18 protein-coding genes are annotated in these 24,225 nt (G+C 70.3%); 5 read left to right on the top strand and 13 right to left on the bottom strand.

The features are described 5' to 3' along the window. Nucleotides 1–67: 67 nt before the first annotated feature. The 4 genes from F0P95_RS04215 to F0P95_RS04200 all read right to left on the bottom strand — a co-directional run bounded on the left by F0P95_RS04215 (nucleotide 68) and on the right by F0P95_RS04200 (nucleotide 4,823). Nucleotides 68–679, bottom strand: coding sequence for a YbhB/YbcL family Raf kinase inhibitor-like protein (locus F0P95_RS04215; RefSeq protein WP_182335800.1), 612 nt, complete (start codon nucleotides 677–679; stop codon nucleotides 68–70). Nucleotides 680–743: 64 nt separating this feature from the next. Then, complete coding sequence (locus tag F0P95_RS04210) at nucleotides 744–2,813, bottom strand: tetratricopeptide repeat protein (RefSeq protein WP_182335799.1); 2,070 nt, start codon at nucleotides 2,811–2,813, stop codon at nucleotides 744–746. Between the two features lie 76 nt (nucleotides 2,814–2,889). Next, nucleotides 2,890–3,921: a YheT family hydrolase gene (locus F0P95_RS04205; protein WP_425515927.1), complete on the bottom strand. Its 1,032-nt coding sequence runs from the start codon at nucleotides 3,919–3,921 to the stop codon at nucleotides 2,890–2,892. Between the two features lie 110 nt (nucleotides 3,922–4,031). Further along, entirely contained in the window at nucleotides 4,032–4,823 is a 792-nt protein-coding gene (locus F0P95_RS04200; RefSeq protein WP_182335798.1) for a lysophospholipid acyltransferase family protein, read from the bottom strand. A 124-nt stretch (nucleotides 4,824–4,947) separates the two neighbouring features. On the opposite strand from F0P95_RS04200, the gene F0P95_RS04195 reads away from it, so the two are divergent. Continuing rightward, the gene (locus F0P95_RS04195) at nucleotides 4,948–7,524 is read left to right on the top strand and encodes an EAL domain-containing protein (protein WP_198422021.1); all 2,577 of its coding nucleotides are present in this window, start codon (nucleotides 4,948–4,950) and stop codon (nucleotides 7,522–7,524) included. A gap of 13 nt (nucleotides 7,525–7,537) precedes the next feature. On the opposite strand, the gene F0P95_RS04190 is transcribed toward F0P95_RS04195, so the two are convergent. The 6 genes from F0P95_RS04190 to F0P95_RS04165 all read right to left on the bottom strand — a co-directional run bounded on the left by F0P95_RS04190 (nucleotide 7,538) and on the right by F0P95_RS04165 (nucleotide 12,639). Further along, a complete protein-coding gene (locus tag F0P95_RS04190; protein WP_182336761.1) occupies nucleotides 7,538–7,957 on the bottom strand; it encodes a hotdog fold thioesterase in 420 nt (139 codons plus the stop codon). A 55-nt stretch (nucleotides 7,958–8,012) separates the two neighbouring features. Then, nucleotides 8,013–8,465 carry a DUF488 domain-containing protein gene (locus tag F0P95_RS04185; protein WP_331252902.1) on the bottom strand — a complete coding sequence of 151 codons (453 nt, stop codon included), beginning with the start codon at nucleotides 8,463–8,465 and terminating at the stop codon, nucleotides 8,013–8,015. 376 nt (nucleotides 8,466–8,841) lie between these two features. Next, a complete protein-coding gene (locus F0P95_RS04180; protein ID WP_182335797.1) occupies nucleotides 8,842–10,800 on the bottom strand; it encodes a phospholipase D family protein in 1,959 nt (652 codons plus the stop codon). Continuing rightward, entirely contained in the window at nucleotides 10,797–11,366 is a 570-nt protein-coding gene (locus F0P95_RS04175; RefSeq protein WP_182335796.1) for a YceI family protein, read from the bottom strand. The genes F0P95_RS04180 and F0P95_RS04175 overlap by 4 nt, the downstream gene beginning before the upstream one ends. 143 nt (nucleotides 11,367–11,509) lie before the next feature. Further along, a complete protein-coding gene (locus F0P95_RS04170) occupies nucleotides 11,510–11,986 on the bottom strand; it encodes a SixA phosphatase family protein (protein ID WP_054662172.1) in 477 nt (158 codons plus the stop codon). A 20-nt stretch (nucleotides 11,987–12,006) separates the two neighbouring features. Further along, nucleotides 12,007–12,639, bottom strand: coding sequence for a ParA family protein (locus F0P95_RS04165; RefSeq protein ID WP_054668550.1), 633 nt, complete (start codon nucleotides 12,637–12,639; stop codon nucleotides 12,007–12,009). Between the two features lie 130 nt (nucleotides 12,640–12,769). On the opposite strand from F0P95_RS04165, the gene F0P95_RS04160 reads away from it, so the two are divergent. After that, entirely contained in the window at nucleotides 12,770–14,251 is a 1,482-nt protein-coding gene (locus F0P95_RS04160; RefSeq protein ID WP_182335795.1) for an AAA family ATPase, read from the top strand. Between the two features lie 91 nt (nucleotides 14,252–14,342). Here the strand turns inward: F0P95_RS04160 and F0P95_RS04155 are convergent, their stop codons facing one another. Next, nucleotides 14,343–15,320: a hypothetical protein gene (locus F0P95_RS04155; protein WP_182335794.1), complete on the bottom strand. Its 978-nt coding sequence runs from the start codon at nucleotides 15,318–15,320 to the stop codon at nucleotides 14,343–14,345. 250 nt (nucleotides 15,321–15,570) lie between these two features. Further along, nucleotides 15,571–16,209 carry a tetratricopeptide repeat protein gene (locus tag F0P95_RS04150; RefSeq protein ID WP_182335793.1) on the bottom strand — a complete coding sequence of 213 codons (639 nt, stop codon included), beginning with the start codon at nucleotides 16,207–16,209 and terminating at the stop codon, nucleotides 15,571–15,573. Between the two features lie 222 nt (nucleotides 16,210–16,431). Here F0P95_RS04150 and F0P95_RS04145 point away from each other — a divergent pair, with 222 nt between their 5' ends. The 3 genes from F0P95_RS04145 (at nucleotide 16,432) to F0P95_RS04135 (ending at nucleotide 22,251) form a co-directional block, all read left to right on the top strand. Then, nucleotides 16,432–20,142 carry an indolepyruvate ferredoxin oxidoreductase family protein gene (locus tag F0P95_RS04145; RefSeq protein WP_182335792.1) on the top strand — a complete coding sequence of 1,237 codons (3,711 nt, stop codon included), beginning with the start codon at nucleotides 16,432–16,434 and terminating at the stop codon, nucleotides 20,140–20,142. Between the two features lie 124 nt (nucleotides 20,143–20,266). Continuing rightward, entirely contained in the window at nucleotides 20,267–20,971 is a 705-nt protein-coding gene (locus F0P95_RS04140) for a helix-turn-helix transcriptional regulator (protein WP_182335791.1), read from the top strand. Continuing rightward, nucleotides 20,971–22,251: a type II toxin-antitoxin system HipA family toxin gene (locus F0P95_RS04135; RefSeq protein WP_182335790.1), complete on the top strand. Its 1,281-nt coding sequence runs from the start codon at nucleotides 20,971–20,973 to the stop codon at nucleotides 22,249–22,251. The genes F0P95_RS04140 and F0P95_RS04135 overlap by 1 nt, the downstream gene beginning before the upstream one ends. Nucleotides 22,252–22,305: 54 nt before the next feature. Here F0P95_RS04135 and F0P95_RS04130 read toward each other — a convergent pair whose 3' ends face one another. Then, a complete protein-coding gene (locus F0P95_RS04130; protein ID WP_232528758.1) occupies nucleotides 22,306–24,204 on the bottom strand; it encodes a M61 family metallopeptidase in 1,899 nt (632 codons plus the stop codon). Nucleotides 24,205–24,225: the final 21 nt, after the last annotated feature.

Raw genomic sequence — 24,225 nt, 5'->3', positions numbered from 1 at the left:
GGGCTTCGCCGCATCCCGGAAACGACGAAGGGCGCCGCGCGGCGCCCTTCTTTTTGGTCCTGCCGGGTCACGCCAGCGCCGGGTTGAGCGTGTAGGTGCCATGCAGCGCCGCTTCGGCCAGCACGTGGCCGTGCATGGCGCGGTACGCGTCGGCGGCGCTGAAGTCGCCTTCCACCGGCAGCCGTTCCACGTCCAGCGCGAACAGGCGGAAGAAGTAACGGTGCACGCGCGCGTCGTTGAACGGCGGGTACGGGCCGTCGTAGCCGCGATAGACCCCGGCCATGTCCGGGTTGCCGGCGAACCAGGCGGTGTAGTCGTTCACGCCCTGGCGGGCGCCGGCCGGGCCCGGCGGCAGTTGCTTGCCGCGTGCGGTGAAGCCCTCGCTGCAGCTGCCGGCGGCGATCGCGCGCAGCGACGCGGGGATGTCCACCATCACCCAGTGGATGAAGTCACCGCGCGGCTGCGCCAGCGGGATGCTCACGTCGTCGCGGCCGACCAGTTCCGGCACGGTCGGGACATCCGGATCCACGCATACCAGCGCGAACGAGCGCGTGCCTGCCGGCACCTCGCTCCATGCCAGCTGTGGATTGCGGTTGCCGGCGAAGCCATCGGCATCACCGGCGGCGAATCCGGCCGGGATCGGCCGGCCATTGTCGAAACTCTGGCTGCTCAGTTTCATTGCCTTCTCCTCAGGTGAGGCGCCGACCCGGGCCGGCGCCTGCCACTACGGGTGGATCGCGCGCTCAGTCCTGCGGATAGCCCAGGCGCGCGGCGACCGGGGCCAGGTGCGCGAACTCGGCCGCCAGCACCTGCGCGTACCGGCGCCAGTGCCCGGCCGGGATGGTGGCCGGGCCGAGGCTGCGCACCGGCGGGAAACGCAGGCCGAAGGCCTGCTCCAGCAACTCGCCCATCGCCGCCGGGTCGTTGACCGCGCCGTCGATGCGCAGGATCAGGTGGGTATACAGATCCTGTTCGTTCAGATCGGCCACCTGTTCCAGTACGCGGGCCAGCCAGCGCGCGGCCTCGTCGGCCGAGGTCAGCGCCAGTGGCGCCGGCGCACCCAGTGCCAGCCATTCGACCAGCATGTCGCGCGGGTCGCGCACGGCAATCACCAGGCGGCCCTCCGGCAGCTGCGGGCGCAGCGCCCACAGCAGGGCGTTGTCCCACCACAGCAGCCAGTCGATCACGTTGCCGTCGGCGATGCCGCGCCCGGGCAGGGCATCGCGCCACTGCTGCACGAACTGCGCCGGGCTCAGGGTGTCGTCGGCCAGGTGCTGCAGGGTATGGAAGTTCTGGAAGGCATCGTCCGGCGGGTTCGGGCCGAAGCGGTCGCTGCGCAGCACCTGGCTGCCCGCGGCCATCACCGTCACCACGCGCTCCACGCCCGAACCCGGCGCGCCCCAGACGAACAGCGGTCGCAGCGGGTTGTCCTGGGCGACCTCGCCGAGCGCCGGCCATTGGGCCGGGGCCTTGGCCTGCGGCGGCAGCGGCAGGCGCGACGGCGCCAGTTCGTCGTGCAGGCGCAACCAGGTGGCCAGCGCCGCGGCCGGTTCGTTGGCGCGATCCTGGACCGCACCCAGCCAGACCCGCAGTTCCGGATGCGCTGCTTCCGGGGCACTCTCGATCAAGGCCTGCACGTGGGCGATGGCCGCCGCCGGCTCACGCGCGAGCAGCGCCTCGACGATGCGCTGCTCGCCGCTGACGCGGCCCGGTTCCAGCGCGACGATGCGCCGCGCCACCGCTTCGGCGGCGTCGGCTTCCTCGTTCATGTCGTGCAGGCGCATGCGCGCTTCCAGTGCCGGCAGATGCCCGGGCATCGCCGCCAGCCAGCGTTCGACCACCTCCACCGCTTCCGGGCTGCCGACCGGCGCCACCGCCAATCGCGCCAGCCACAGGTCGTGCAGCTGCGGATGCACTTCCAGCGTGGCGTCCAGGTCGGCGCGCGCCTCGTCCTCGCGGCCCAGCCGCTGCCAGACCACCAGCAGCATCTGCAACGTGGCGCGGTCGCCGGGCAGTTCCGCGAGCAGCGGGCGCAGGTATTCCAGCGCCTGCAGCGGCTGGCCGGAGGCCAGTTCCAGCTCGCCGGCCAGGCGGCGCATGCCCGGGCTGTCGCCTTCCGGGGTGGCCAGCACCTGCCGCATCACCTCGGCGGCGCGGTCGGCATGGCCCTGACGCAGCGCCAGCTGCACCAGCAGGCCGCGCAGGGCGTGGTTGGATGGGTTCAGTTCGAGCACGCGCCGGAACGCCTGCTCGGCGAACGCCAGCAGGTCCTTGGCCAGATAGGCGAAAGCCAACGCATAAAGCACGCGCGGGTCATCGGGCAGGCGCTGGCTGGCGGCCGACAGTACCGCCAGCGCGCGGTCGGCGTCGCCACGGCGCAGCGCGACCATGCCTTCGATGGCGCCCAGCTCCGGGCTGTCCGGCTCCACCCGCGCGGCCATGCGGCCGAGGCGCTCGGCCTCGTCGATGTCCTCGCGGGCCAGCGCCAGGTGCGCCTGCATCAGGTAGGCAGCGAATTCGTTGGGATTGAGCGCGGTGGTGCGCTCCAGTGCCTGCCCGGCGGCATCGATGCGGCGCTGGGCCAGCAGCAGGCCGGCATGCTGCAGGTGCAGGTCGGCGTCGTCCGGCGCCAGCGCCAGGGCCTGTTCCAGGCTGGCCAGGGCGGCGGCGGCATCACCCTGTTGCTGCAGGGCCAGCGCCAGCCAGCGGTGGGCCTGCGGTTGCTGCGGTTCGGCGCCGACCCATTGCCGGGCCGCGGCTACGGCTTCGTCGGTGGCGTTGCGGCGCAGGGCGTTGATGATCGTGTCTTGCATGGCAGTCCGGCGTAGGCGCAAAACGCCATTGTAGCCGGGCTCTGCCCGTCACCCGCCCGGCCCGGTGGCCGGAGCGTCAGGAGCCGAGCGCGGGCACGGCATCGCCCGGGGCCTGCCGCACACCCACCGCGGCCGCCAGCCGTTGCGCCACCCAGCGCTCGGAGAAGCCGTCGCCGCGCAGGTTCTCGATGAAGCCGCAGTGCCCGCCCCAGCGCGCGATCTCCAGCCGCGTGTGCGCCGGCAGCCGCCAGTGGCGGAAGGAGGTGAACGGGATCACCGGATCGTCGCGCGCCATCAGGATGTCGGCCGGCACTTCCAGCGTGGACAGGCGCTGGCCGGCGATGGAATAGCCATCGAAATAGTCCTGCAGCGTGGCGAAGGCGGTATGCCGTTCGACCAGCCAGCCGGTCAGCGCGCGGATCCCCAGCCTCAACACCGCGTCGTCGCAGTCGGCCAGCTCCGGGAACAGCTCGCGCTTGCGGCGCAGCGAGCCGGTCCACTTGCGGCGGAAGTACCAGTCGTACATCGCCGGGCCGCGCTCGATGCTGTCCATGGTCTGCGCCGGGTCCAGCACCGGGCACACCGAGGCCACGTGGCGCAGCGGCACGCCGGCGGCCGGCGCGTGCAGGGCCAGGCGCAGCACGAAGTTGCCACCCAGCGAATACCCCGCCGCCACCAGCGGCAGGCCGGGGAAACGGCTGGCCACGTCGCCGGCCGCATGCACCACCTCGCCGATGCGGCAGGAATGGAAGATCCCCGGATTGAGGTGATGGGTGTTGCCGTGGTCGCGGAAGTTCAGCCGCACCACGTCGAAGCCCTGCTCGAGCATGCGCGCGGCGGTCATTCGCATGTAGCTGGACTCGGCGCTGCCCTCCCAGCCGTGCAGCAGCAGCGCCAGGCCGACCGGGGCGTTGCCCGGCAGGCGGCTGTGCCAGGCCTGCAGGCGCACGCCGTCGCCGCCGTCGAGGATCAGCTCGCGGGTGACCGCGCCGCTGGACGCCAGCAGCTGCTGGCCGCGGCGCAGGCGCACGACGCTGGACGCCAGCATCGACTGCAGGTGTGGGTTGCGCAGCCACGGCGGCGGCTGGTAGTGGGCGACGCTCAACATGGCGCTCATGCTGCGCTCCCCCGGCGGGAGGGGGCGTGAACCGCCGCCGTGGGCCGGCAGGCGCTCACGGCTGGCCGCAGCTGCGGGGCGCGCGCCACGCAAACACGCCGTTACGGGCCTTCCATCGCGGCGATGATGCGCGCGCGCGAGGTCTCGGCGATGCGCCGGCGCCCTTCAAGGTCATGGCTGGCGACCGGCTCCAGGAAGTGCACTTCGGCACGGCGCGCCGGTTCGCCCAGCAGGCGCAGGAAGTTGCCGAAGAAACTCTCGCCCGGTGCGAACGCGACCCGGGTCTGGGCGTCGCCGCGCACCCCGTAGCGCAGTGCCACCGGCTGCACCGGCACGCCGGTTTCCACCGCCGCCTGGAAGATCCGCGCATGGAAGGGGCCGACCTCGTGGCCGCCGCGGGTGCGGCCTTCCGGGAACACCGCCACCGGCCGGCCCTCGCGCAGGCGCTTGACCATCTCCTCCATCACCCCGCCCAGCGACTCGGTGTTGCCGCGCTGGTGGTAGATGGTGTGGCCACGGGTGGCGAGCCAGCCCACCAGCGGCCAGCCGGCGATCTCGCGCTTGGCCACGAAGCCGACCATCTTCTGGCTGTGGATCATGCTGATGTCGACCCAGCCGACGTGGTTGGCGACGAACAGCACCGCCCCCGGCAACGGCTGGCCGGTGCGCCGCAGGCGGAAGCCGAAGATCCACATCAGGCCGCCGGACCACCAGCGCACCACCTTGTGTTCCAGCGGATCGGTGGCCGCGCCGAGGCGGCCGAACGGCGGCGCCATCAGCAACAGGATCAGCGGCAGGAAGATCACGACGTGGACCAGCAGCAGCGGCACGCGGTACAGATAGCGGAACGCACGCGCCACGCTGCCCGGGCGGGCGGGACGGGGGGAAGTCATCCGCGCAAGATACCGGATGCGGTCCGGCTTCCGCCAGCACATGGCAGGGGGCGTGCCGGGTTCCTCACCCCGAGCCGCGGGCAACGCGGTATAAATCCGTTCACGCCTTCAGGGGAGCGTGGACATGGAGCGGTTATCGCGGTCGCTGGCCGGGGACATGCTGCCGCTGTTGTCGGCGGCGCTGGAGCAGGTCGACAGCGGCGTGATCGTGTTCGATGGCCAGAACCGCATCGTGTACTTCAACAAGGCGATGGAGGCCCTGTCCGGCTGGTCACGCGACGAGGTGGCGGGGCGCAACCTGGGCTTCCTGGCCCCGGCGGCCATGCGCGAACGCTACGACAGCGACCTGCATCCGGGCTCGGCCAACCGCGTGCGCGAACTGGCCAGCCAGCCGCGTGACGTGCAGCTGGTGCGCAAGGACGGGCAGAGCCGCTGGATCAGCGTGGCGCTGGCGCGCACCCCGGCCGTCGACGGCCAGCTGCACATGGCCTTCATCCGCGACGTGACCAGCCGGCGCCAGCGCCAGGAGCGCGAGCGGCTGCTGTCGCTGGGCTTCGACGAGACCCAGAGCGCGGTGCTGATCACCGACGCGCGCGGCCGCGTGGTGCATCTGAACAAGGGCTTCTGCCGCCTGTTCGGCTTCGATGCCAGCCAGGTCCTGCGCCGCCACGTCGCCGCGCTGCTGGTGCCCGACCGCACCCGGCGCCGCACGACGCTGGCCCAGGCCGCGCGCCTGCTGGCCGGCGAGCCGGTGTGCTGCGACGAACGCGTGGCCTGCCGCGACGGCCGCCCGCTGTGGTGCGCGATCAGCATCAACCCGATCTTCGACGACTACGGCGCGCTGGCCAACCTGGTCATCGTGCTGATGGACATCACCCACACCAAGGTGCACGAGGTACTGCAGCACCGCATGCTGGATGCGCTGGTGCGCGAGGTTCCCACCAGCGAGGTGATGCAGATGATGTGCCGCGACGTCGAGCAGATCGCGCCGCAGGTACTGTGCTCGGTGTTGCGGGTGGAGGATGGACGGCTGCGCACGCTGGCCGCGCCCAGCCTGCCGGACGCCTACACGCGACAGGTGGACGGCATCCCGATCGGGCCCGGCGTGGGCAGCTGCGGTACTGCCGCGCATACCGGGCAGACGGTGGTGGCGCGCGACATCGCGCTGGATCCGAACTGGCAGGGCATCAGCCACATGGCGCTGGCGCACGGGCTGGCGGCCTGCTGGTCCACGCCGATCAAGGCCAGCGACGGCCGCGTGCTGGGCACGTTCGCCTTCTACTACCGCCACCCGCACGATCCCGATGCCTTCCACCGCCGCCTGGTGGACGTCATCGTGCACCTGTGCGCGCTGGCGCTGGAGCGCGAGGAGGCCCGCAACCGGATCCGCCGGCTGGCCTTCTACGACGACCTCACCGGCCTGCCCAACCGCAACCTGCTGCATGCCCAGGCCGACCAGGCGATCAGCGCGGCCGCCGCCACCGAGCAGGCGCTGGCGGTGCTGTTCATCGACCTGGACCGGTTCAAGCAGATCAACGACTCGTTCGGCCACCCCGGGGGCGACCAGCTGCTGCGCGCGGTCTCGCACCGGCTGCAGGAAGAGGCCGGGCCGGCGGACATCGTCGGCCGCCTGTCCGGCGACGAGTTCGTGATGGTGCTCAACTCCTGCGACGCGCAGTCCGCTGGCGAACGCACCGAGCGCATCCTGCGCCGGCTGTCGTTGCCGCTGCAGCTGGACGACGTGCAGATCCGGCCGTCGGCCAGCGTCGGCATCAGCATGTTCCCGCACGACGGCCACGACACCGAGACCCTGCTGCACCATGCCGACGTGGCCATGTACCAGGCCAAGAACAGCGGCCGCAACGGTGCCCGGTTCTATTCCCGCGAGATGGACCACAACGCGCAGGAGCGGCTGGCGCTGGAGACCGCGCTGCGCGAGGCGGTCGAGCAGCGCCAGCTGCACCTGCACTACCAGCCGCAGGTCGGCATCGGCGACGGCCGCCTGCGCGGCGTGGAAGCGCTGGCGCGCTGGCGGCACCCGCGCCTGGGCGACGTGCCGCCGATGCAGTTCATCCCGTTGGCCGAGGAATGCGGGCTGATCGGCGACATCGGCCACTGGGTGCTGGAGGAAGCCTGCGCGCAGCTGGCGCGATGGCGGCGTGCCGGGCTGCAGGTGCCTTCGGTGGCGGTGAACCTGTCGCCGACCGACTTCCACGACCTGGAACTGCCGCTGCGGATCGAGCAGGTGCTGCGGCGCGAAGCGCTGGCACCGGATGACCTGAAGGTGGAGATCACCGAGGACGTGCTGCTGGACAACGACCCCAGCACCCTGCGCACGCTGCATGCGGTGCACGCGCTGGGCGTGCGCCTGTCGATGGACGATTTCGGCACCGGCTACTCCAGCCTGAGCTACCTGCGCCTGCTGCCGATCAGCGAACTCAAGCTGGACCGCAGCTTCGTTCGCGGCATCGAGAACGACGAGGTGGCCAGCGCGCTGACCCGCGCCATCGCCCATATCGGCCAGAGCCTGCGGCTGACGGTGGTCGCCGAAGGCGTGGAAAGCGTCGAACAGCTGCGCCTGCTCGGCGAGCAGGGCTACGGCATCGCCCAGGGCTACCACTTCACCCCGGCACTGCCCGCATACGAGCTTGAAACGTGGATCCGCGAGCGCCTGGCGGACCCCGCGTTGGCGCACGCATAGGCCCGGCGGCGGGTCAGGCGGGTACCACCGCCAGGGTCAGGCGCGAAATGCACACCGGCTTGCCGGCCTCGTTCTCGATGCGGATTTCCCAGACCTGGGTGGTGCGCCCGACGTGCAGCGCGCGCGCGGTGCCGGTGACCACGCCGGTGCGGACCGCGCGCAGGTGGTTGGCATTGATCTCCAGCCCCACGCAGACCTGGCTGGCGGTATCCACGCACAGGTTGCCGGCGCTGCTGCCCAGGGTCTCGGCCAGCACCACCGAGGCACCGCCGTGGAGCAGGCCGTAGGGCTGGCGGGTGCGTTCGTCCACCGGCATGGTCGCCTGCAGCCAGTCCTCGCCGGCGCCGGTGAAGACGATGCCGAGGTGGTCGATCAGGGTGCCGCGGCTGAGGCGGTTGAGTTCATCCAGCGAAACGGGGGCGCGGAAAGCCATGGCGATGACCGGTGTGGGGTGCATGCCAGTCTACGGTGCCACGCCGGTGCCGGGCTCACCCGGACAGGTCGTCCTGCGCCGGCGGATGGCGCAGCCGGCCGTCGACCACGCGCGCGGTGGCGGTGAGCGCGTGCGCCGTTGCGTGGCCGGCATCGAGGATCTGCCGCACCCCGATGCCGCGCACGCCGGGCAGGTCCGCGATCAGCCGGCGGTGGCAGCGCCACCACGGTGCTTCGGCGCACGTCAGCGCGGTGCGGCGGCGCGCGGCAAGTTCCAGCAAACGCGCCCGTCCATCGGCGAACTCGGCGCTGTCCAGGCGATCGGCATGGCCCTGCAAGGCGGCATTGCGCCAGCGGCCGTTGGAAGAGCCGGGTTGCGCACGGCGCCGCCCGCCCAACTGCGGCAACCACAGGTACTCCCCGCCCGCCGCCGGCAGGGTGCGCGCCAGGGTCCGGCCGGCGAACCACGGATGGCGCCGCGAACCCGGGAAACGACGTACATCGGCCACGGCCTGGATACCGCAACCGGTCAGCAGCGCGAGGAAATCGTCCCCCGCAGCGGGTGGCGTGGCCGAGGGTCCAGAGCGTGACGGCGTCTTCCATGTCGGCCGGTCTTCTCCGGTGCCGTGCCGCGGTGCATGGCGACGTGGTCGCTGCGGTCACTGCGGTTCTCGCACTGCCGGTCGTCTTCGCTGCAACGGCGCACGTGGCCCCTGTACGCCGTGTCGCGGGCATGCGCCCGGATGACAGCGCCGGCGAGGTGGCCGGCTTCGGAAGCCCGGCACACGTGGTCGCCGAGCTTGAAGGCGTGGCCCATGGCCGTCCCCGGTGCAGGCACGGGGACGGCCATTGCGACCGAAGCCGCGTCCGTGCGCCGTGTGCGCGCTACAGGATCGGCACCAGCCCGGCGCCGAACGCGGTCAGCATCCGCACCAGCAGCCATTTGGGGCCGACGTCGACCTCGGGGAAGTCGCCCACCGGCACGTAGCAGCGGCGGAAATCCGGGGCGTGCCGGGACAGCGGCAGCGGGCATTCCGGTCCCGGCTGGAATGCGTAGTTGGTGGCATAGCGCCACGGCCAGACATCGAGGATCGGCAGCGCCTCGGAAGCCTTGCCCAGGCTGTAGTTCAGCCCCGACAGCACCGGCGCCTTCTCGCGCGGCGCCACGACCCAGGCATTGTCCGGGGAAATGTCGCGCAGGATGCTCTGCGCCAGTTTCTCGGCGAACACCGGGTCGTCGATGATCACTGCGCCCTCGGTGTTGTAGTTCTCGCTGCGCGGGTCGAAGTTGTGGGTGCCGACCACGCCGATGCGGCGGTCCACCACCAGCGACTTGGCATGCAGGCCCATGCGCGCGCCGCGGCGGGTGACCGGCAGCGGGCGGTTGGCCGCCTTGCTGCCGAGGAACGAGGGCCGGGTCTCGGTGCGCAGCACTTCGCGTTCGACTTCGCTGCCGTCGGCGCCGGCACGCCGCCCGGAGCCGCTGCCGCGCACATTGCTGCCGGCCGCGCTCGCCCCGATCAGGCGGCGCGGCGGTGGCGGCACCTGCGTGTCGTCCAGCGCCGCGGACAGCAGGTTGTCCGGGGACACCGGCGCATCCAGCGGGAATGGCTTGTACTCGTGGATGTCGAAGCCCAGCACGCGCAGGTTGCGGCGCTTGTACTTGTAGGCCATCGCATAGACGATCGGGTTGTCGGTCGCCGCCAGGCTGTTGGTGGATACCACCACGCGCGGCGGTTGCGGACGCGCGCGCAGGTCCTTGAACAGCTGCTGCGCCGGCTTGGACAGGACCAGGTACGGGGTCTGCAGCAGCACCTCGGACCGCGCGCCGGAGATCAGCGTGTCCAGCCGCGGTTCGCTGGCGTTGGGCAGCGGGTCGCTGCGGTGCTTGCGCGGCAGGTCGGCGACATAGGCCACCGCGCGCACCGGCAGCGCGGTATCGACGAACGCCTCGGCGACGAACGCCGGGTCGGCGGCCTCGGCCGCGGCGCGCGCCACCCGCTCCGGGCGCCGGAAATGCGCCGCGGGCATTGCCGGCACGCCGTTCCGCAGCAGGGTGCGGCCGACATCGTTGAGGCGCTCGGCCGGCACGCTGCGGTGCGCGTCCCAGAACGCCTGGAAGTTGCCGGCCATCTCGCGCGCCTCGGGCCCGGCCACCACCACGTCGCGGTCGCGGAAGTTGTACTCGCGGTCCCAGTCGTAATAGTCGTCCTGGTAGTTGCGGCCACCGACCACGCCGACCACCCCGTCCACCACCAGCAGCTTGTTGTGCATGCGCTGGTTGAAGCGACGGAAGCAGCACAGCACGCTGCCGGCGTAGTCGAAGTAATTGAGCTTGGCCTTGCCGAACGTGGGGTTGTAGATGCGCAGCTCGAAGTTGGCATGCGCGCCGGACAGCGCGGCGAGCATCTCCACGTCGGAGATCGCCGAGAGCTGGTCGATCAGCACCCGCACCCTGACCCCGCGGCGGGCGGCGTCCAGCAGCGCGTCGATGATCATGCGCGCGCTGTCGTCGGTATCGAAGATATAGGTCTGCAGGTCGATGCTGCGGCTGGCGCTGTGGATCAGGTTCAGCCGCGCCACCAGCGACAGCTCGCCCTCGTCGAGGATCGTGGCGTAGTGCCGCGGCGCGCCGGCGGCGGCGGAGTCGGCCATGGCCTGGGCGCCAAGCGCGCGCAGCGGCGACTGCAGCGCGCAGCGGTCGGCGCGGGCGCAGTCCAGGGCGGTGGGACGGGCAGACACGGCGATGCCCTGCGCGCGGTCACGCTGCTGCGCGGACAGCGACGCGCAGCCGCCGGCCAGCAGCGCAGCGCCGAGCAGCAGCAGGCGCAGCAGCAGGTTCACGGCTGGGGGGCGCCCACCAGGCGCGTACGCAATATGAAGGTCACACGATCACTCAGGGCGAACTGCCAGCTGTCCATGCCGTAACGACCGCGCTGGACGGTACCCCGGCTTACCAGGTCGCAATCATAGCCCGGCCTTGCGCATTCAGGTTCTTCCAGGCGCAGCACCTCGCGCCGGCTGATGCCGCGGATGGTCAGCCGCCCCTGCACATTGCCACCGCGCTCGACGATATCCGGTTCGTAGGGATCGGACTCGAACTCGACCAGCGGGTGCCGTTGCGCGTCGAAGAACTCCTCGCCGCGCATCCAGCCGGTGTATCGCGGTTTGTCGGGAATCTCGACGTACTGGGTGAACATGCGCAGGCGCACCTGGTGGCGGCCGTCGGGCAGCACCGTGATCCAGCCGTCGAAGCGCGGGAACTGGCCCTCGATCCGCTGCCCGAAGCGGGTGCGGATCTCGAAACCGAAGCGCGAATGGGCGGTATCGAACTGCAGCGGCTGCGCCGCGGCCGCCGTGCCCGTCGCCGCCAGCCAGCTCAGCAGCAGTCCGCAACGCACCCACCGCATGCGTTCAGTCCCTGTCCACGGCCCAGGGACGGCGCGCGGCCACGCAGGCGCGCCCGGCCGGCTCGCGGCTCATGCCGGCGGGCAGGCGCCGCGCCCGGGCAGGGGCGGCGCGCCGGCACTGGCGACGGAACCGGATCATCGGCTCAGGGCCACCAGAAGGCCGCCAGGCGGGCGATGCCCGGTTCGATGGCCGCGGCCATCGGCAACGACAGCACCGCGACCGAAGCGGTGGGCATGCCGCGGTAGTCGCCGGACTGGCCACTGTGCATCAGCGCCACCAGCCGTTCCATGCCCGGGTTGTGGCCGACCAGCAGCAGGCGCTCGACCTCCCGGTGCTCGTCCACCAGCGCGGCCAGGGTGCCGGGGGTGGCGTCGTAGATCCGTTCTTCCAGGCGCTGTTCGACATAGCCGGTCAGCGACAGTACCGCCTCCAGCGTCTCGCGGGCGCGCCGCGCCGGCGAGCACAGCACCCGGTCCGGCACCAGCCGCTGCTCCAGCAGCCAGCGACCGGCCGCCTCGGCCTCGGCCAGGCCATGCGGGGAAAGCGGACGGTCGATATCGGCCAGGCCATTGTCGGCCGGCTCGGCATGGGCATGTCGCAGCAGGATCAGTTCACGCATGAGGGTTCATTAGCTCCGGGTCAGACCTTGTTCAACCATTTCAGAAGCGGCTCCCAGTCCTGCTGGTGTTCGCGGACCTGGGCGGAGTGGTAGTCGAACAGGCTGCGGCCCAGGCCGACCATGACCACGTAGCTCTGGCTGTCGCGCAGCTGCGCGACCACCTCGTAGGGCCATTGCGCCAGCATCTGCCGCGCCTGCTGCGAGGTCTGCGTCCACGGCTTGGTGCGGTTGAGCACCAGGCCCACCGGCAGCGCGCGCGAGTGCACGCGCTTGACCCTGGCCAGACTGTTCAGGAAACCGACGATGGCCTCGATGTCCAGCGCCGACGGCAACACCGGCACCACCACCGCATCGGCCACGTCCAGGAAATGCTCGAGATCGTCCGCAAGCGCGCCGGCCGGGGCATCGATGATCACCTCTTCGGCGCCATCGGGGATGTGCTTCTCCCAGGACTTCCTGCGGTGGACATCCACCGGCAGCACGGCACTGTCCAGGCCGGCGCGGCGCTCCGCCCAGCGCGTGCTCGACCCCTGCGGGTCGGCATCGGCGATCACCGTCGCCCTGCCCTGCAGCGCCGCATGCGCGGCCAGGTGCGTGGCGATGGTGCTCTTGCCCACACCGCCCTTGGAACCGGCCACCAGGATCGTCTTCATGCACGCCTCGTTTTGCGCGGGACTGCCCGCAGCGTACACCGGTGCGCGACGGCCGCGGTAGTCGGCGCGTGAGGACACCCCTGCCGGGACGGGGTGCTTTGCTATCGTGGCGGCCCACACCGGAGCCACCATGAGCGAACTGCAGGACCTGACCGCGCTGATCCGCGCCAATACCCCGCTGATCGTCATCGAGACCGCCGACGAGGCCCGCGTGGTGGACCTGTTCCGGCAGGCGCTGATGCACGTGTGGCGTGCGCTGTACCGCTGGTCGATCACCGAAGGCCTGCGCCGCATCGACATGGATCGCGAAGACGACGCCGTCGGGCCGCCCGACGCCAGCTCGGCGCTGCGGATGATCCAGGAGGCGGAGCAGCGCGGCATCTACCTGCTGCTCGATTTCCACCCCTACCTGGGCTACGCCAGCCACCAGCGCCTGCTGCGCGACATCGTGCAGCGCCGGCACAGCCAGCCGCACGTACTGGTGCTGGTCGGCACCAAGGTCGAACTGCCGGCCGAACTGGAGGCGCTGGCCACCCGCTTCAATCCGCGCCTGCCCGACGCCAACGCGCTGCTGAAGATGCTGCGCGAGGAAGCGGCCGCCTACGCCGGCGACAACGGCGGCCGCCGCGTGGAGGTGGACCAGGACGCGGTGCGGCAGATCCTGCGCAACCTGCAGGGCCTGAGCCTGCCCGACGCGCGCCGCATCGCCCGCCAGCTGATCTATGCCGACGGCGCGCTGCGTGCCGACGACCTGCCGCAACTGGCCAGGCTGAAGTTCGAACTGCTCAACCGCAGCGGCCACCTGCACTACGAATACGACAGCGCGCGCTTCGGCGAGGTGGCCGGTGCCACGCGGCTCAAGCGCTGGATCGAACAGCGCAGGGCGGTGTTCGTCGCCGGCGATGCGCCGCCCGGGCTGGACCCGCCGCGCGGCATGCTGCTGCTCGGCGTGCAGGGCTGCGGCAAGTCGATGCTGGCCAAGGCCACCGCCGCGGGCTTCGGCGTGCCGCTGCTGCGGCTGGACTTCGCCACGCTGTACAACAAGTACCACGGCGAAACCGAGAAGAACCTGCGCGACGCGCTGGCCTCGGCCGAACAGCTGGCGCCGTGCGTGCTGTGGATCGACGAGGTCGAGAAGGGCCTGGCCAGCAGCGGCGAGGACGGCGGCGTCTCGCGCCGGGTGCTGGGCTACCTGCTGACCTGGATGGCCGAGCGCAAGGCGCCGGTGTTCATCGTCGCCACCGCCAACCAGGTGCACGAGCTGCCGGCCGAACTGCTGCGCAAGGGCCGCTTCGACGAGATCTTCTTCGTCGACCTGCCCACGCCCGACACCCGCGTGGAGCTGCTGCGCCTGCACCTGGACAAACGTGGACTGGACGCCGAGGGCTTCGCCCTGCCCGCCCTGGCCGCCGCCGCCGATGGCTTTTCCGGCGCCGAGATCGAACAGGCGGTGGTCGCCGGCCTGTACGCCGCGCATGCCGAGCGCAGGCCGCTGGACACCGACCTGCTGATGGCCGAGATCCGCAGCACGCGGCCGCTGTCGGTGCTGATGGCCGAGCAGGTGCAAGCACTGCGTGACTGGGCGCGCGGGCGCACGGTACCGGCCGGGTGAAGCGGGCCGCGCCCGGCGCGGCACCTGCAGCGCACAGGCGACGGAACCCCGGTTGATGCGGATCCGCCGGCGCGGCGGATCCGCGCTCCCGTCACGGGACCCGCGGGGGCTGCCAACCGGCCGGCGGCTGCACGGGAATGCCGTTCACGGCAAGCAACTGCCGCATCGCGCCCAGCTCGCCGGATTCCACCGTCCAGCGCAGGTAGGCATGCGTGTCCACTCCCGGCACGACGTCGGAATCGGCGCCCAGCAGCCCCGAAGCCTCCGTGGTGATCCATGCCAGTTCCCGCCTGCGCTCCTGCCAGCGCGCACGCTCGGCGGCATCCCTCGCAGCGGCCAGCAGCTTGCTGGTCGCAAAGCTGTTGGCGAGCAGCGAAGCGCTGTCAGCCATCACCGTCAGCAGGTGCCGGCAACCCTCGTCGAGCACGGCATCGGCGGCACCGGCCCGGCAGCGCCGGTGGAGATCGGCCAGCGCCGTCATCGACAACCCCGCCGACAGCCCGTACACCACCTCCAGGCGCCGCAGGTCCGGGTCTGCGGATGGGCCATCATCCGGCGCGGGCAGACGCACGCCGCGGGTCATGCGGTCGAACAGGGCAACGCCTTCGGCGTACTCGTCCACGAAGCGCGTGGCGTTGGCGACCCGCTCCCACGCAAGCGCCATGGTGGCGGGACTTCCGCGGACCATCTCCATGCGCCACAGCAGCAACTGCGAGACCGCGTCGTCCGCTTCGCGCGTACGCAGGGTCTGGATGGCAGCCGGGATATCGCAGCGGCCGGTGGCGATGCAGCGGCTCACCGCCGCCCGCGCGATCACCGGCTGGTCGCTGCCGGTGCGGATCGCACGCTCCAGCCACTCGTCGCTCGGCGCAGGCTCGCCGGCAGCGCGCGGCGGCGTCGATGGCTCCTGCGAAAACGCCAGGCGCGAGGCCACCAGCAGTTCCAGCGGCCGGCCGCTGGCCGCCAGTTCCTGCGCACGCCGCCACAGCGGCCCATGGAAATCCCCGGCCGGTACCGGCCCGGGGGCGGTCGATCCAGCGACCGTGGCGGACGCCAACAGGGCGGCCAATACGACAAATCCCCCGCAGACCTTCATCACCGGCTCCTTCCTGGTTTGAATACGGCGGCCGACAGCACCCGGGCCGACCCGGGGCAGGCGCGCGGCCGGACTTCACCGACCGGCATGCCGCGGATGCGACAGGCCGCCTGCTGCATCCATGGCAGCGGCATCGCCCCGGCCCCCCATCGGCCAGCGGCATGCGCCATGCACGCCGCAACGGCCGGCGGAACGCGCCCCGGCCGCCAGGGCAACAGTGAATTCAGGGCCAGGCCGGCGGATTGGCAGCCCAGGCCCGCTGCACTTCGGCCAGGCGCGCGCGCTCCTCGTCCGTCCATGCCGGCAGCAACTGGGCGAAGCGCGCCGGGTCGTTCCAGAGCTGCGGCTCGGTCCGCACCGCCGCCGCGTACCACTGCACGGCTTCGTCGCGGCGGCCCAGCGTCCACAGCGCCAGGGCCAGCGTTGGCGGCACCCATGCGACGTTGCCGCGGGTGGCCTGCGCAGCGGCGCTCCATTGCTGCAGCGCCGCTTCGGCATCGCCGTGCCGATACAGGCTCCAGCCCTGGTTCCAGCGGATGCCGCGGGCCTGCGACGAGCTCTCCGAAACGGCGGCCAATGCCTCCTGGTAGAGCTTCTCGCCGAGCTCCACCCGGTTCTCGGCATAGGCGACGCCGGCCAGCTGGATCGTGGCTTCCACGCCCTTGCGGCCGCGTTCGCGCAGCTTCATCAGCTGGTCGACCAGGCCCGGCTGCTCCGGTGGCAGCGCGTGCACCGGCCGGGCGGCGACGTCGTCATCGAAGTAGAACTCGGCGATCTTCGGCATTCCTTCTGCCCACGCCGTCGAACAGAACAGGCCGGCCAGCAGCATCAGGCCACCGGCCACGCCCCTTATCACCTGCATGTTGCAATCCCCATCATTCATGTTCCAGCAAGGTCCGATCCTAACCGCTCGGCGGACGCTCCGCGACCCCGGCCCCGGGATCCGGGGCGGCTGCGGGCGCCCCGGCGTGCCCGCGGCAGGTCTCCGGCAGGGCGGCAAAACCCGCGCTGGTACAATCGCCGGCCGCGTGCGCGCCGCCCTGGCGCGGCAGCCGACGCCAGCCGTTCCTGCAATGGGCCAGCCATGACCAGTACCGCCGAACTCACCTCCCCCGCCTCCGCCAACACGCCGCTGATCGGCGTGCGCGACCGCGATTACACGCTCGAGCACAAGTACACCCGCACCGACGGGCGCATCTACCTGAGCGGCGTGCAGGCACTGGTGCGGCTGCCGCTGATGCAGCAGCAGCGCGACACCGCGGCCGGGCTGAACACCGGCGGCTTCGTCAGCGGCTACCGTGGCTCGCCGCTGGGCGGCTTCGACCTGGAGCTGTGGCGCGCCCGCCGGCACCTGGAGGCGGCGAAGGTGAAGTTCGTGCCCGGGCTCAACGAGGATCTCGGCGCCACCATGGTCTGGGGCACCCAGCAGGCCAACCTGTTCCCCGGCGCCAACGTCGATGGCGTGTTCGGCATGTGGTACGGCAAGGGCCCGGGCGTGGACCGGTGCGGCGACGTGTTCAAGCACGCCAACGCCGCCGGCACGTCCCGGCACGGCGGCGTGCTGGCCCTGGCCGCCGACGACCATGCCTGCCGCAGCTCGACCCTGCCGCACGGCAGCGAGGACGAATTCGTCAGCGCGATGATGCCGGTGCTGAACCCGGCCGGCGTGCAGGACATCCTCGACCTGGGCCTGGTCGGCTGGGCGATGAGCCGCTACACCGGGCGCTGGATCGGCTTCAAGACCATCGCCGAGACGGTCGAATCCTCGGCCTCGGTGGACGTCAACCCGTTCGCCCGCCGGATCATCCTGCCGGAGGATTTCGAGATGCCGGCGGCCGGGCTCAACATCCGCTGGCCGGATCCGCCGCTGGAGCAGGAGATGCGCCTGCACCGCTACGCGGTGAAGGCCGCGCAGGCGTTTGCACGCGCCAACGGCATCGACAAGGTGGTGATGGATTCGCCGCGCGCGCGGCTGGGCATCGTCACCACCGGCAAGAGCTACCTGGACGTGCTGCAGGCGCTGGAATACCTGGGCCTGGACGAGCGCGCCTGCGCCGAGATCGGCATCCGCGTCTACAAGGTCGGCATGACCTGGCCGCTGGAGCCGCAGGGCATCGGCGCGTTCGCGCGCGGCCTGGAAGACATCGTCGTGGTGGAGGAAAAGAAGGCCTTCATCGAGCGGCAGATGAAGGAGTACTTCTACAACTGGCCGGCCGGCTGGGGCGCGCGCCCGTCCATCGTCGGCAAGTACGACGAGCAGGGCGAGTGGATCCTGCCGTCCACCGGCGAACTCACCCCGGCCACCATCGCCGGGGTCATCGGCCGCCGCATCCAGCGTTTCTTCAACACCGAGTCCATCGAACAGCGCCTGCGCTGGATGGACGAGAAGGAAGCGGAGATGGCGCTGCCGCGCGCGCAGTTCCCGCGCGTGCCGCACTACTGCTCGGGTTGCCCGCACAACACCTCCACCAACGTGCCGGAAGGGTCGCGGGCGATGGCCGGCATCGGCTGCCACTACATGGTGACGTGGATGGACCGCGACACCGACACCTTCACCCACATGGGCGGCGAAGGCGTCACCTGGGCCGGGCAGGCGGCGTTCACCGACACCGCGCACGTGTTCCAGAACCTCGGCGACGGCACCTATTTCCACAGCGGCTCGCTGGCGATCCGCCAGGCGATCGCCGCCGGCGTCAACATCACCTACAAGATCCTCTACAACGACGCGGTGGCGATGACCGGCGGACAGCCGGTGGACGGCACGCTCACCGTGCCGCAGATCGCCCAGCAGATGCGCGCCGAAGGCGTGCACACCATCGTGCTGCTGTCCGACGACATCACCAGGTGGAAGCTGCGCCGCCACGAGTTCCCGGCCGACGTGGAGTTCCACGACCGCGCCGAGCTGGACGCGGTGCAGAAGCACCTGCGTACGGTGAAGGGCACCAGCATCCTGATCTACGAACAGACCTGCGCCACCGAGAAGCGCCGCCGCCGCAAGCGCGGCAAGCTGGTCGATCCGCCCAAGCGCACGATGATCAACTCGCTGGTCTGCGAAGGCTGCGGCGACTGCGGGCAGAAGAGCTTCTGCGTGTCGGTGCTGCCGAAGGAGACCGAGTTCGGCCGCAAGCGCGACATCGACCAGTCCAACTGCAACAAGGACTTCTCCTGCACCACCGGCTTCTGCCCGAGCTTCGTCACCGTGCACGGCGGCCAGCTGCGCAAGGGCCGCAGGAGCGATGCCGCCAGCCTGCTCGACAACCTGCCAAGCCCGGCGTTCCGCAGCGACCTGTCCCAGCCCTGGAACATCCTGATCACCGGCGTCGGCGGCACCGGCGTGGTCACCATCGGCGCGCTGCTGGGCATGGCCGGGCACCTGGAAGGCAAGGGCGCGACCGTGCTCGACCAGACCGGGCTGGCGCAGAAGGGCGGCGCGGTGACCACCCACATCCGCATCGCGCGTGCGCCATCGGACATCCACGCCGTGCGCATCGCCGCCGGCGAAGCCGACCTGGTGCTGGGCTGCGACATGGTGGTGGTCAACGACTACTGGGCGCTGTCCAAGGTGCGCGGCGAACGTTCGCAGGTGGTGCTCAACACCTACGAGGCGATGCCCGGCACCTTCACCACGCACCCGGACATGCAGTTCCCGGCCGCCGACATCATCGCCGGGGTGAAGGTGGCCTTGGGCGGGCGCGACCCGATCCTGCTCGATGCCACCCAGCTGGCCACCGCACTGCTGGGCGATGCCATCGCCTCGAACCTGTTCATCCTCGGCTTCGCCTGGCAGCAGGGGCTGGTGCCGCTGTCGCTGGAAGCGCTGATGCGCGCCATCGAACTCAACGGCGCCGCCATCGAGATGAACCAGCGCGCCTTCGCCTGGGGCCGCCTGGCCGCGATCGACCCGCAGGCGGTGCAGCAGGCCGCCGGGCTGGTACGCAACGCGCCGACCGAAGCCGAGCGCACCCCGGGCACGCTGCGCGAGCTGCCGCCGGGCGAGTGGGAAGGCAGCGAAGCCGGCGCGCCGTCGGCGCCGCGCAACCCGGGCAACGAGCCGGAAGTCCGCGGCCTGCCCGCCAGCGACCCGCACCCCGGCGACACCCCCTTCGCGACCCTGGACGACACCCGCCTGTCGCGCTCGCTGGACGAACTGATCGCGCGCCGCGGCGGGTTCCTGGTCGACTACCAGGACGCCGCCTACGCCACCCGCTACCGCCAGCTGGTGGACGCGGTGCGCAAGGCCGAGCAGCGCGTGGCGCCGGGCAGCACCGCGCTGACCGAGGCGGTGGCGCGCTACTTCTTCAAGCTGATGGCCTACAAGGACGAGTACGAGGTCGCCCGCCTGTACACCAGCGGCGATTTCCTCAAGCGCGTGGCACAGCAGTTCGAGGGCGACTACCAGGTGCGTTTCCACCTGGCGCCGCCGCTGTTCGCCAAGCGCGACGAGCAGGGCCGCCTGCAGAAGAAGGAATACGGGCCGTGGATGTTCAAGGCCTTCGGCCTGCTGGCGCGGCTCAAGGGCCTGCGCGGCAGCCGTTTCGACATCTTCGGGCATACCGCCGAGCGCCGCGGCGAACGCCAGCTGATCGCCGACTACGAGCGGACCCTGCAGGAACTGCTGGGGTCGCTGGACGCCGGCCGGCTGGCGCTGGCGGTGGAGATCGCCAGCATTCCCGAGCACATCCGCGGCTACGGCCACGTCAAGGAAGCGCACCTGCACGACGCCAGGGCGCGCGAGGCGGCGCTGCTGGCCACGTGGCGCAACCCGAAGGCGCTGCATATCGTGCAGGCGGCTTGATGTAGGCGTTCGTTGACATTTTGATTGATGTCAACGAACGCATACTTTTGCTTTGATTCGACCCCCAGGTGTAAGCGAACGATTACATTTGCCCCAATGTAAGCATTCGCCTACATTGCGCCGTATGGCTGCCCTCAAGACTCCTGCCGACCTGGGCAATGTGATCCAGCAGCGCCGCAAGGCACTGGGCTGGGATCAGGCACGCCTGGCCCATGAGGCCGGCGTCAGCCGGCAATGGGTCATCGAAATCGAGAAGGGAAAGCCGCGCGCGGAACTGCAGCTGGTTCTCCGGACACTCAACGCGCTTGGCATCGAACTCGACGCCTCTACCCGGAACACGCCCTCGCCCCCCGGCATCGGCACCCCGACGCTCACGCTGCCCAATATTGATTGGATCGTGGAGAACAGCCGTTCCGCACTGCCTCATGCGGGCACTGCAGGCCAGCCGTCGTTGTCCAGGCTGACCCGGCCACAAAGCGCAGCATTGGACGCAGCCCGCGAGTCGCAGAGCGCTGTGCAAGCAGCCTACGAACAGCTGAGGAACCTGTCTCGGCCACAAAGTGCAGTCGAGAAAGCACGCGAACAGCTGATGACCCTCCCTTCGTCACGGAGCGCTGTGCAAGCAGCCTACGAACAGCTGAGGAACCTGTCTCGGCCGCAAAGTGCAGTCGAAAAAGCCCGCGAACAGCTGATGAACCCCACGTGGCCGCAAAGCGCTATGGCCGCTGCCCAGGAACTGAAAGGTGGCGGATCAGGAACGGCCAGGGAAAGAAAACAGAAACCCTCTGTCGCAAAGAAGCCGAAGGGAACTCCCACGGGGAGAAAGTAGTGGCGCTGAACATCCTGCTATCCGACCGCGTTGCAGGCCGGCTTGAAGTCGACGGCAATGGCGAGCCACGACTGACCTATGACGCGACATGGCTGGATACCACCGATGCCTACCCGATTTCCTTGAGTCTGCCGTTGACGCGACAGACGCATCCTGCGGCAATGGTTTCGGCAGTGCTGTGGGGCCTGCTGCCAGACAATGAGAATCTGCTGCAGCGATGGGGTTCGCGCTTCCATGCATCTCCACGCAATCCCGTAGCGCTGCTTGCGCACGTGGGCGAAGACTGCGCCGGCGCGGTGCAGTTCGTGAGCGATGAACGCCTACAGAGCGTTCTGCGTGGCGATGACGATCGAATGGAAGTCCTGGATGACGATGAACTGGCCGACCGCCTTCAGCGTCTGCGCCAGGACAACGGAATGGCGCGCAATGTGGACGATGTAGGCCAGTTCAGCCTGGCCGGTGCCCAATCAAAGATCGCGCTGTTGCGATTGGATGATGGCAGGTGGGCCATTCCCGCCGGGCGCATACCTACCACTCATATTCTCAAACCACCTGGCGGCGACTACGAAGGCTTCGTCGAGAACGAAATGTTCTGCCTGAAGCTGGCACGCGTACTGGGGCTGCCTTCCGCCGAAGTGGAGAAGATCAGCATCGGCAGCGAAACCGCCATCTGCGTGCACCGCTATGATCGCCTACGCATGGAGGACACGCTTGTGCGTGTCCATCAGGAAGACTTCTGTCAGGCATTGGGCCTGATGCCACAGATCAAGTACCAGAACCAGGGTGGCCCCGGTCCAGCGGATATCGCGGGCCTGTTGTGGCGCCATTCCTCGCGCCCGCGCACCGATGTGGAGACACTCTTCCAGGCGCTGGCCTTCAACTATCTGATAGGCGGTACCGACGCACACGCAAAGAACTACTCGCTGTTGTTCGGTGCCGGTGGCAGCATCCGTCTTGCCCCGCTGTACGACATTTCCAGCGCCCTGCCCTACCCCCAGCTGCAGAAGCGCAAGATCAAGATGGCGATGAAGATCGGCAACCACTACCGCTGGTGGGACATCCGCCTGGAGGACTGGCGCGCCGCCGCCGCCAGCATGCGGCTGGAACCGGCATGGGCGCTGGAAACGCTCGCTGCCATGTGCCTGCTGCTCCCCGAAATGGCGCAGGAGGTACGGCAGCAACTGCGGGACGAAGGAATCGTGCATCCGGTAATCGACCGGTTGCTGCACGAAATCCAGTTGTTCTGCAAACGCTGCCTGGCAAAATTCCAGGCCGGCTGACGGCGCATGAACACCCCCGCACCGCGGTGCGGGGTGTTTCCTGCCACAACGACATCAACGCCGCGGCGCGAGGATCCTGCCCAGCAGGTCGGCGCGGCCGGGGATGCGGCGCAGGTGCGGGTAGCGCAGGCCGTCGCGGTAGTCGATGCGCACGCTGCGGAAGCTGTCGGCCTGGCGCACGATCAGCTCGATCGGGGTGCCGTCCCCGGCATCGGCCACGGCCTGCTTCAGGCGCCCGCCGGTGTAGGCCAGGCCGTTGACCGCCAGCACGGTGACGTCCTTCGCCAGCCCGGCCTTGAACGCCGGGCTGTCCCAGCCCACCCATTGCAGCACGCCGTCGCTGCCGGCTTTCAGGCCCAGCGAATACTGCAGGTCGACCAGGCCACCGGCCTCGCCGTCGGCGATCACCGGGTTCGGCGTCTGGCTGTAGTAAAGCTCCCAGCCCGCCGCCTCCAGGCCATCCGGCACGCTGCCGTCGCGCGCCTCCAGGCGCTGGCCGATGAAGGCGTCCCAGGCGCCGGGCTGCACCGCTTCCAGCGCCTGCATCACGTCGCTGCGGTCGTACAGGCGGATCTCGCCCTGCGCACCGCCCTGGTGGAAGCGCCGGGCGAAGTCGTCCAGCGCCACCTTGCCCCTGGACAGCGTGCGCAGCCGCGCATCCACGCCCAGCCACAGCAGCGTGCTCTCGTTGTAGAACTCGAAGGCGCGCTGCCAGTCGGCCCAGGCCTGCGGCTTGGAATTGAAATCGAGGATGCCCTGGTGGACGGTGTCGTGCAGGTCGCGCCACTGCCGCCCCGGCTGGGTCGCATAGTTGGCCTGCAGCTGCGCCAGCATGGCCATGGCGTAGTCCGGCGCCCACAGGCCCGAACGCGCGGCCAGCACCACCGCCCAGTACTGGGTCTGGCCTTCGTACATCCACAACTCGTCGTTGTGCATCGGCGCGTTGTAGTGCGGCACCCAGGTCGGGCGCGGCCGCCACGCCTTGCCGATCCAGGCATGGGCGTATTCGTGCGGCAGCAGGTCGTTGTCGGTGTAGGGACGCTCGCCACGCAGGTAACCGTCGTGCATGCCGTTCTCGCTGGACTGCGCATGCTCCAGGCCGATGCCGCTGAACACGTCCGACACCGCCAGCAGGAAGTCGTAGCGCGTGTACGGGCGCGCGCCGAACACCTTGTCGGCTTCATGCACCAGTGCGCGGTGCGCATCGAGCACCTTCGGCTCGGCCTGCAGTCCCTGCGGGTTCTCGGCGACCACGTCCAGCCACACCGGCTGGGCGGACTTGTCGTCCAGCGCGAAGCGCCGGAACCAGCGCCCGGCGAATACCGGCGAATCGATCAGCGTCATCAGCGACACCGGCGCATAGTGCTCGACCGCGCCGTCGCGCCGGGCCACATCCAGCGCGGTACCGCTGCGCCAGCCCTCGGGCAGGCGCAGGGTCGGCTTGACCTGGATGCCGCGCGCATCGTACCCGGCCGGGTACAGCACCACGCGGTGCCACTGCAGGTCGAGCAGATTGGGCGTCATCGCCACCCGGCCCTGGTCGGCGGCGGTGGGCGACAGGTACTGGAACTCGACATCGAGCGCGTCCACGCCCGCGGGCACCTGCAGCCGGAAGGCGTACATGTCGCCGGGGTCGCGGCGCCACGGCAACGGCTGGCCGTTGCCGCGGATCACCAGCCCGGCCATCTGGTTGATCGGCCCGGTCGGTGCATGGTTGCCGGGTATCCACTGCGGGTACCACAGGGTCAACGGACCGGGCGACACCGGGATGCGCTGGCGCACGCGCTGGATGCGCCGTTGCAGGTCGCTGGCATCCACCTCCAGTTCGATCACGCCCGGGTAGCTTGCCTGCACCTGCATCGCCGCCTGCCGCGCATCGCCGCCGTGCGCGTGCGCGCACGCCAGCGGCGCCAGCCCCAGCACCATCGCCAACCACCACTTGTGCGCGTACATCCGTCCCCCTGCCCCGTGTTG

Source organism: Stenotrophomonas acidaminiphila (genome assembly GCF_014109845.1).
Lineage (GTDB): Bacteria > Pseudomonadota > Gammaproteobacteria > Xanthomonadales > Xanthomonadaceae > Stenotrophomonas > Stenotrophomonas acidaminiphila.
This window is presented reverse-complemented; position numbering and strand designations above follow the sequence as displayed.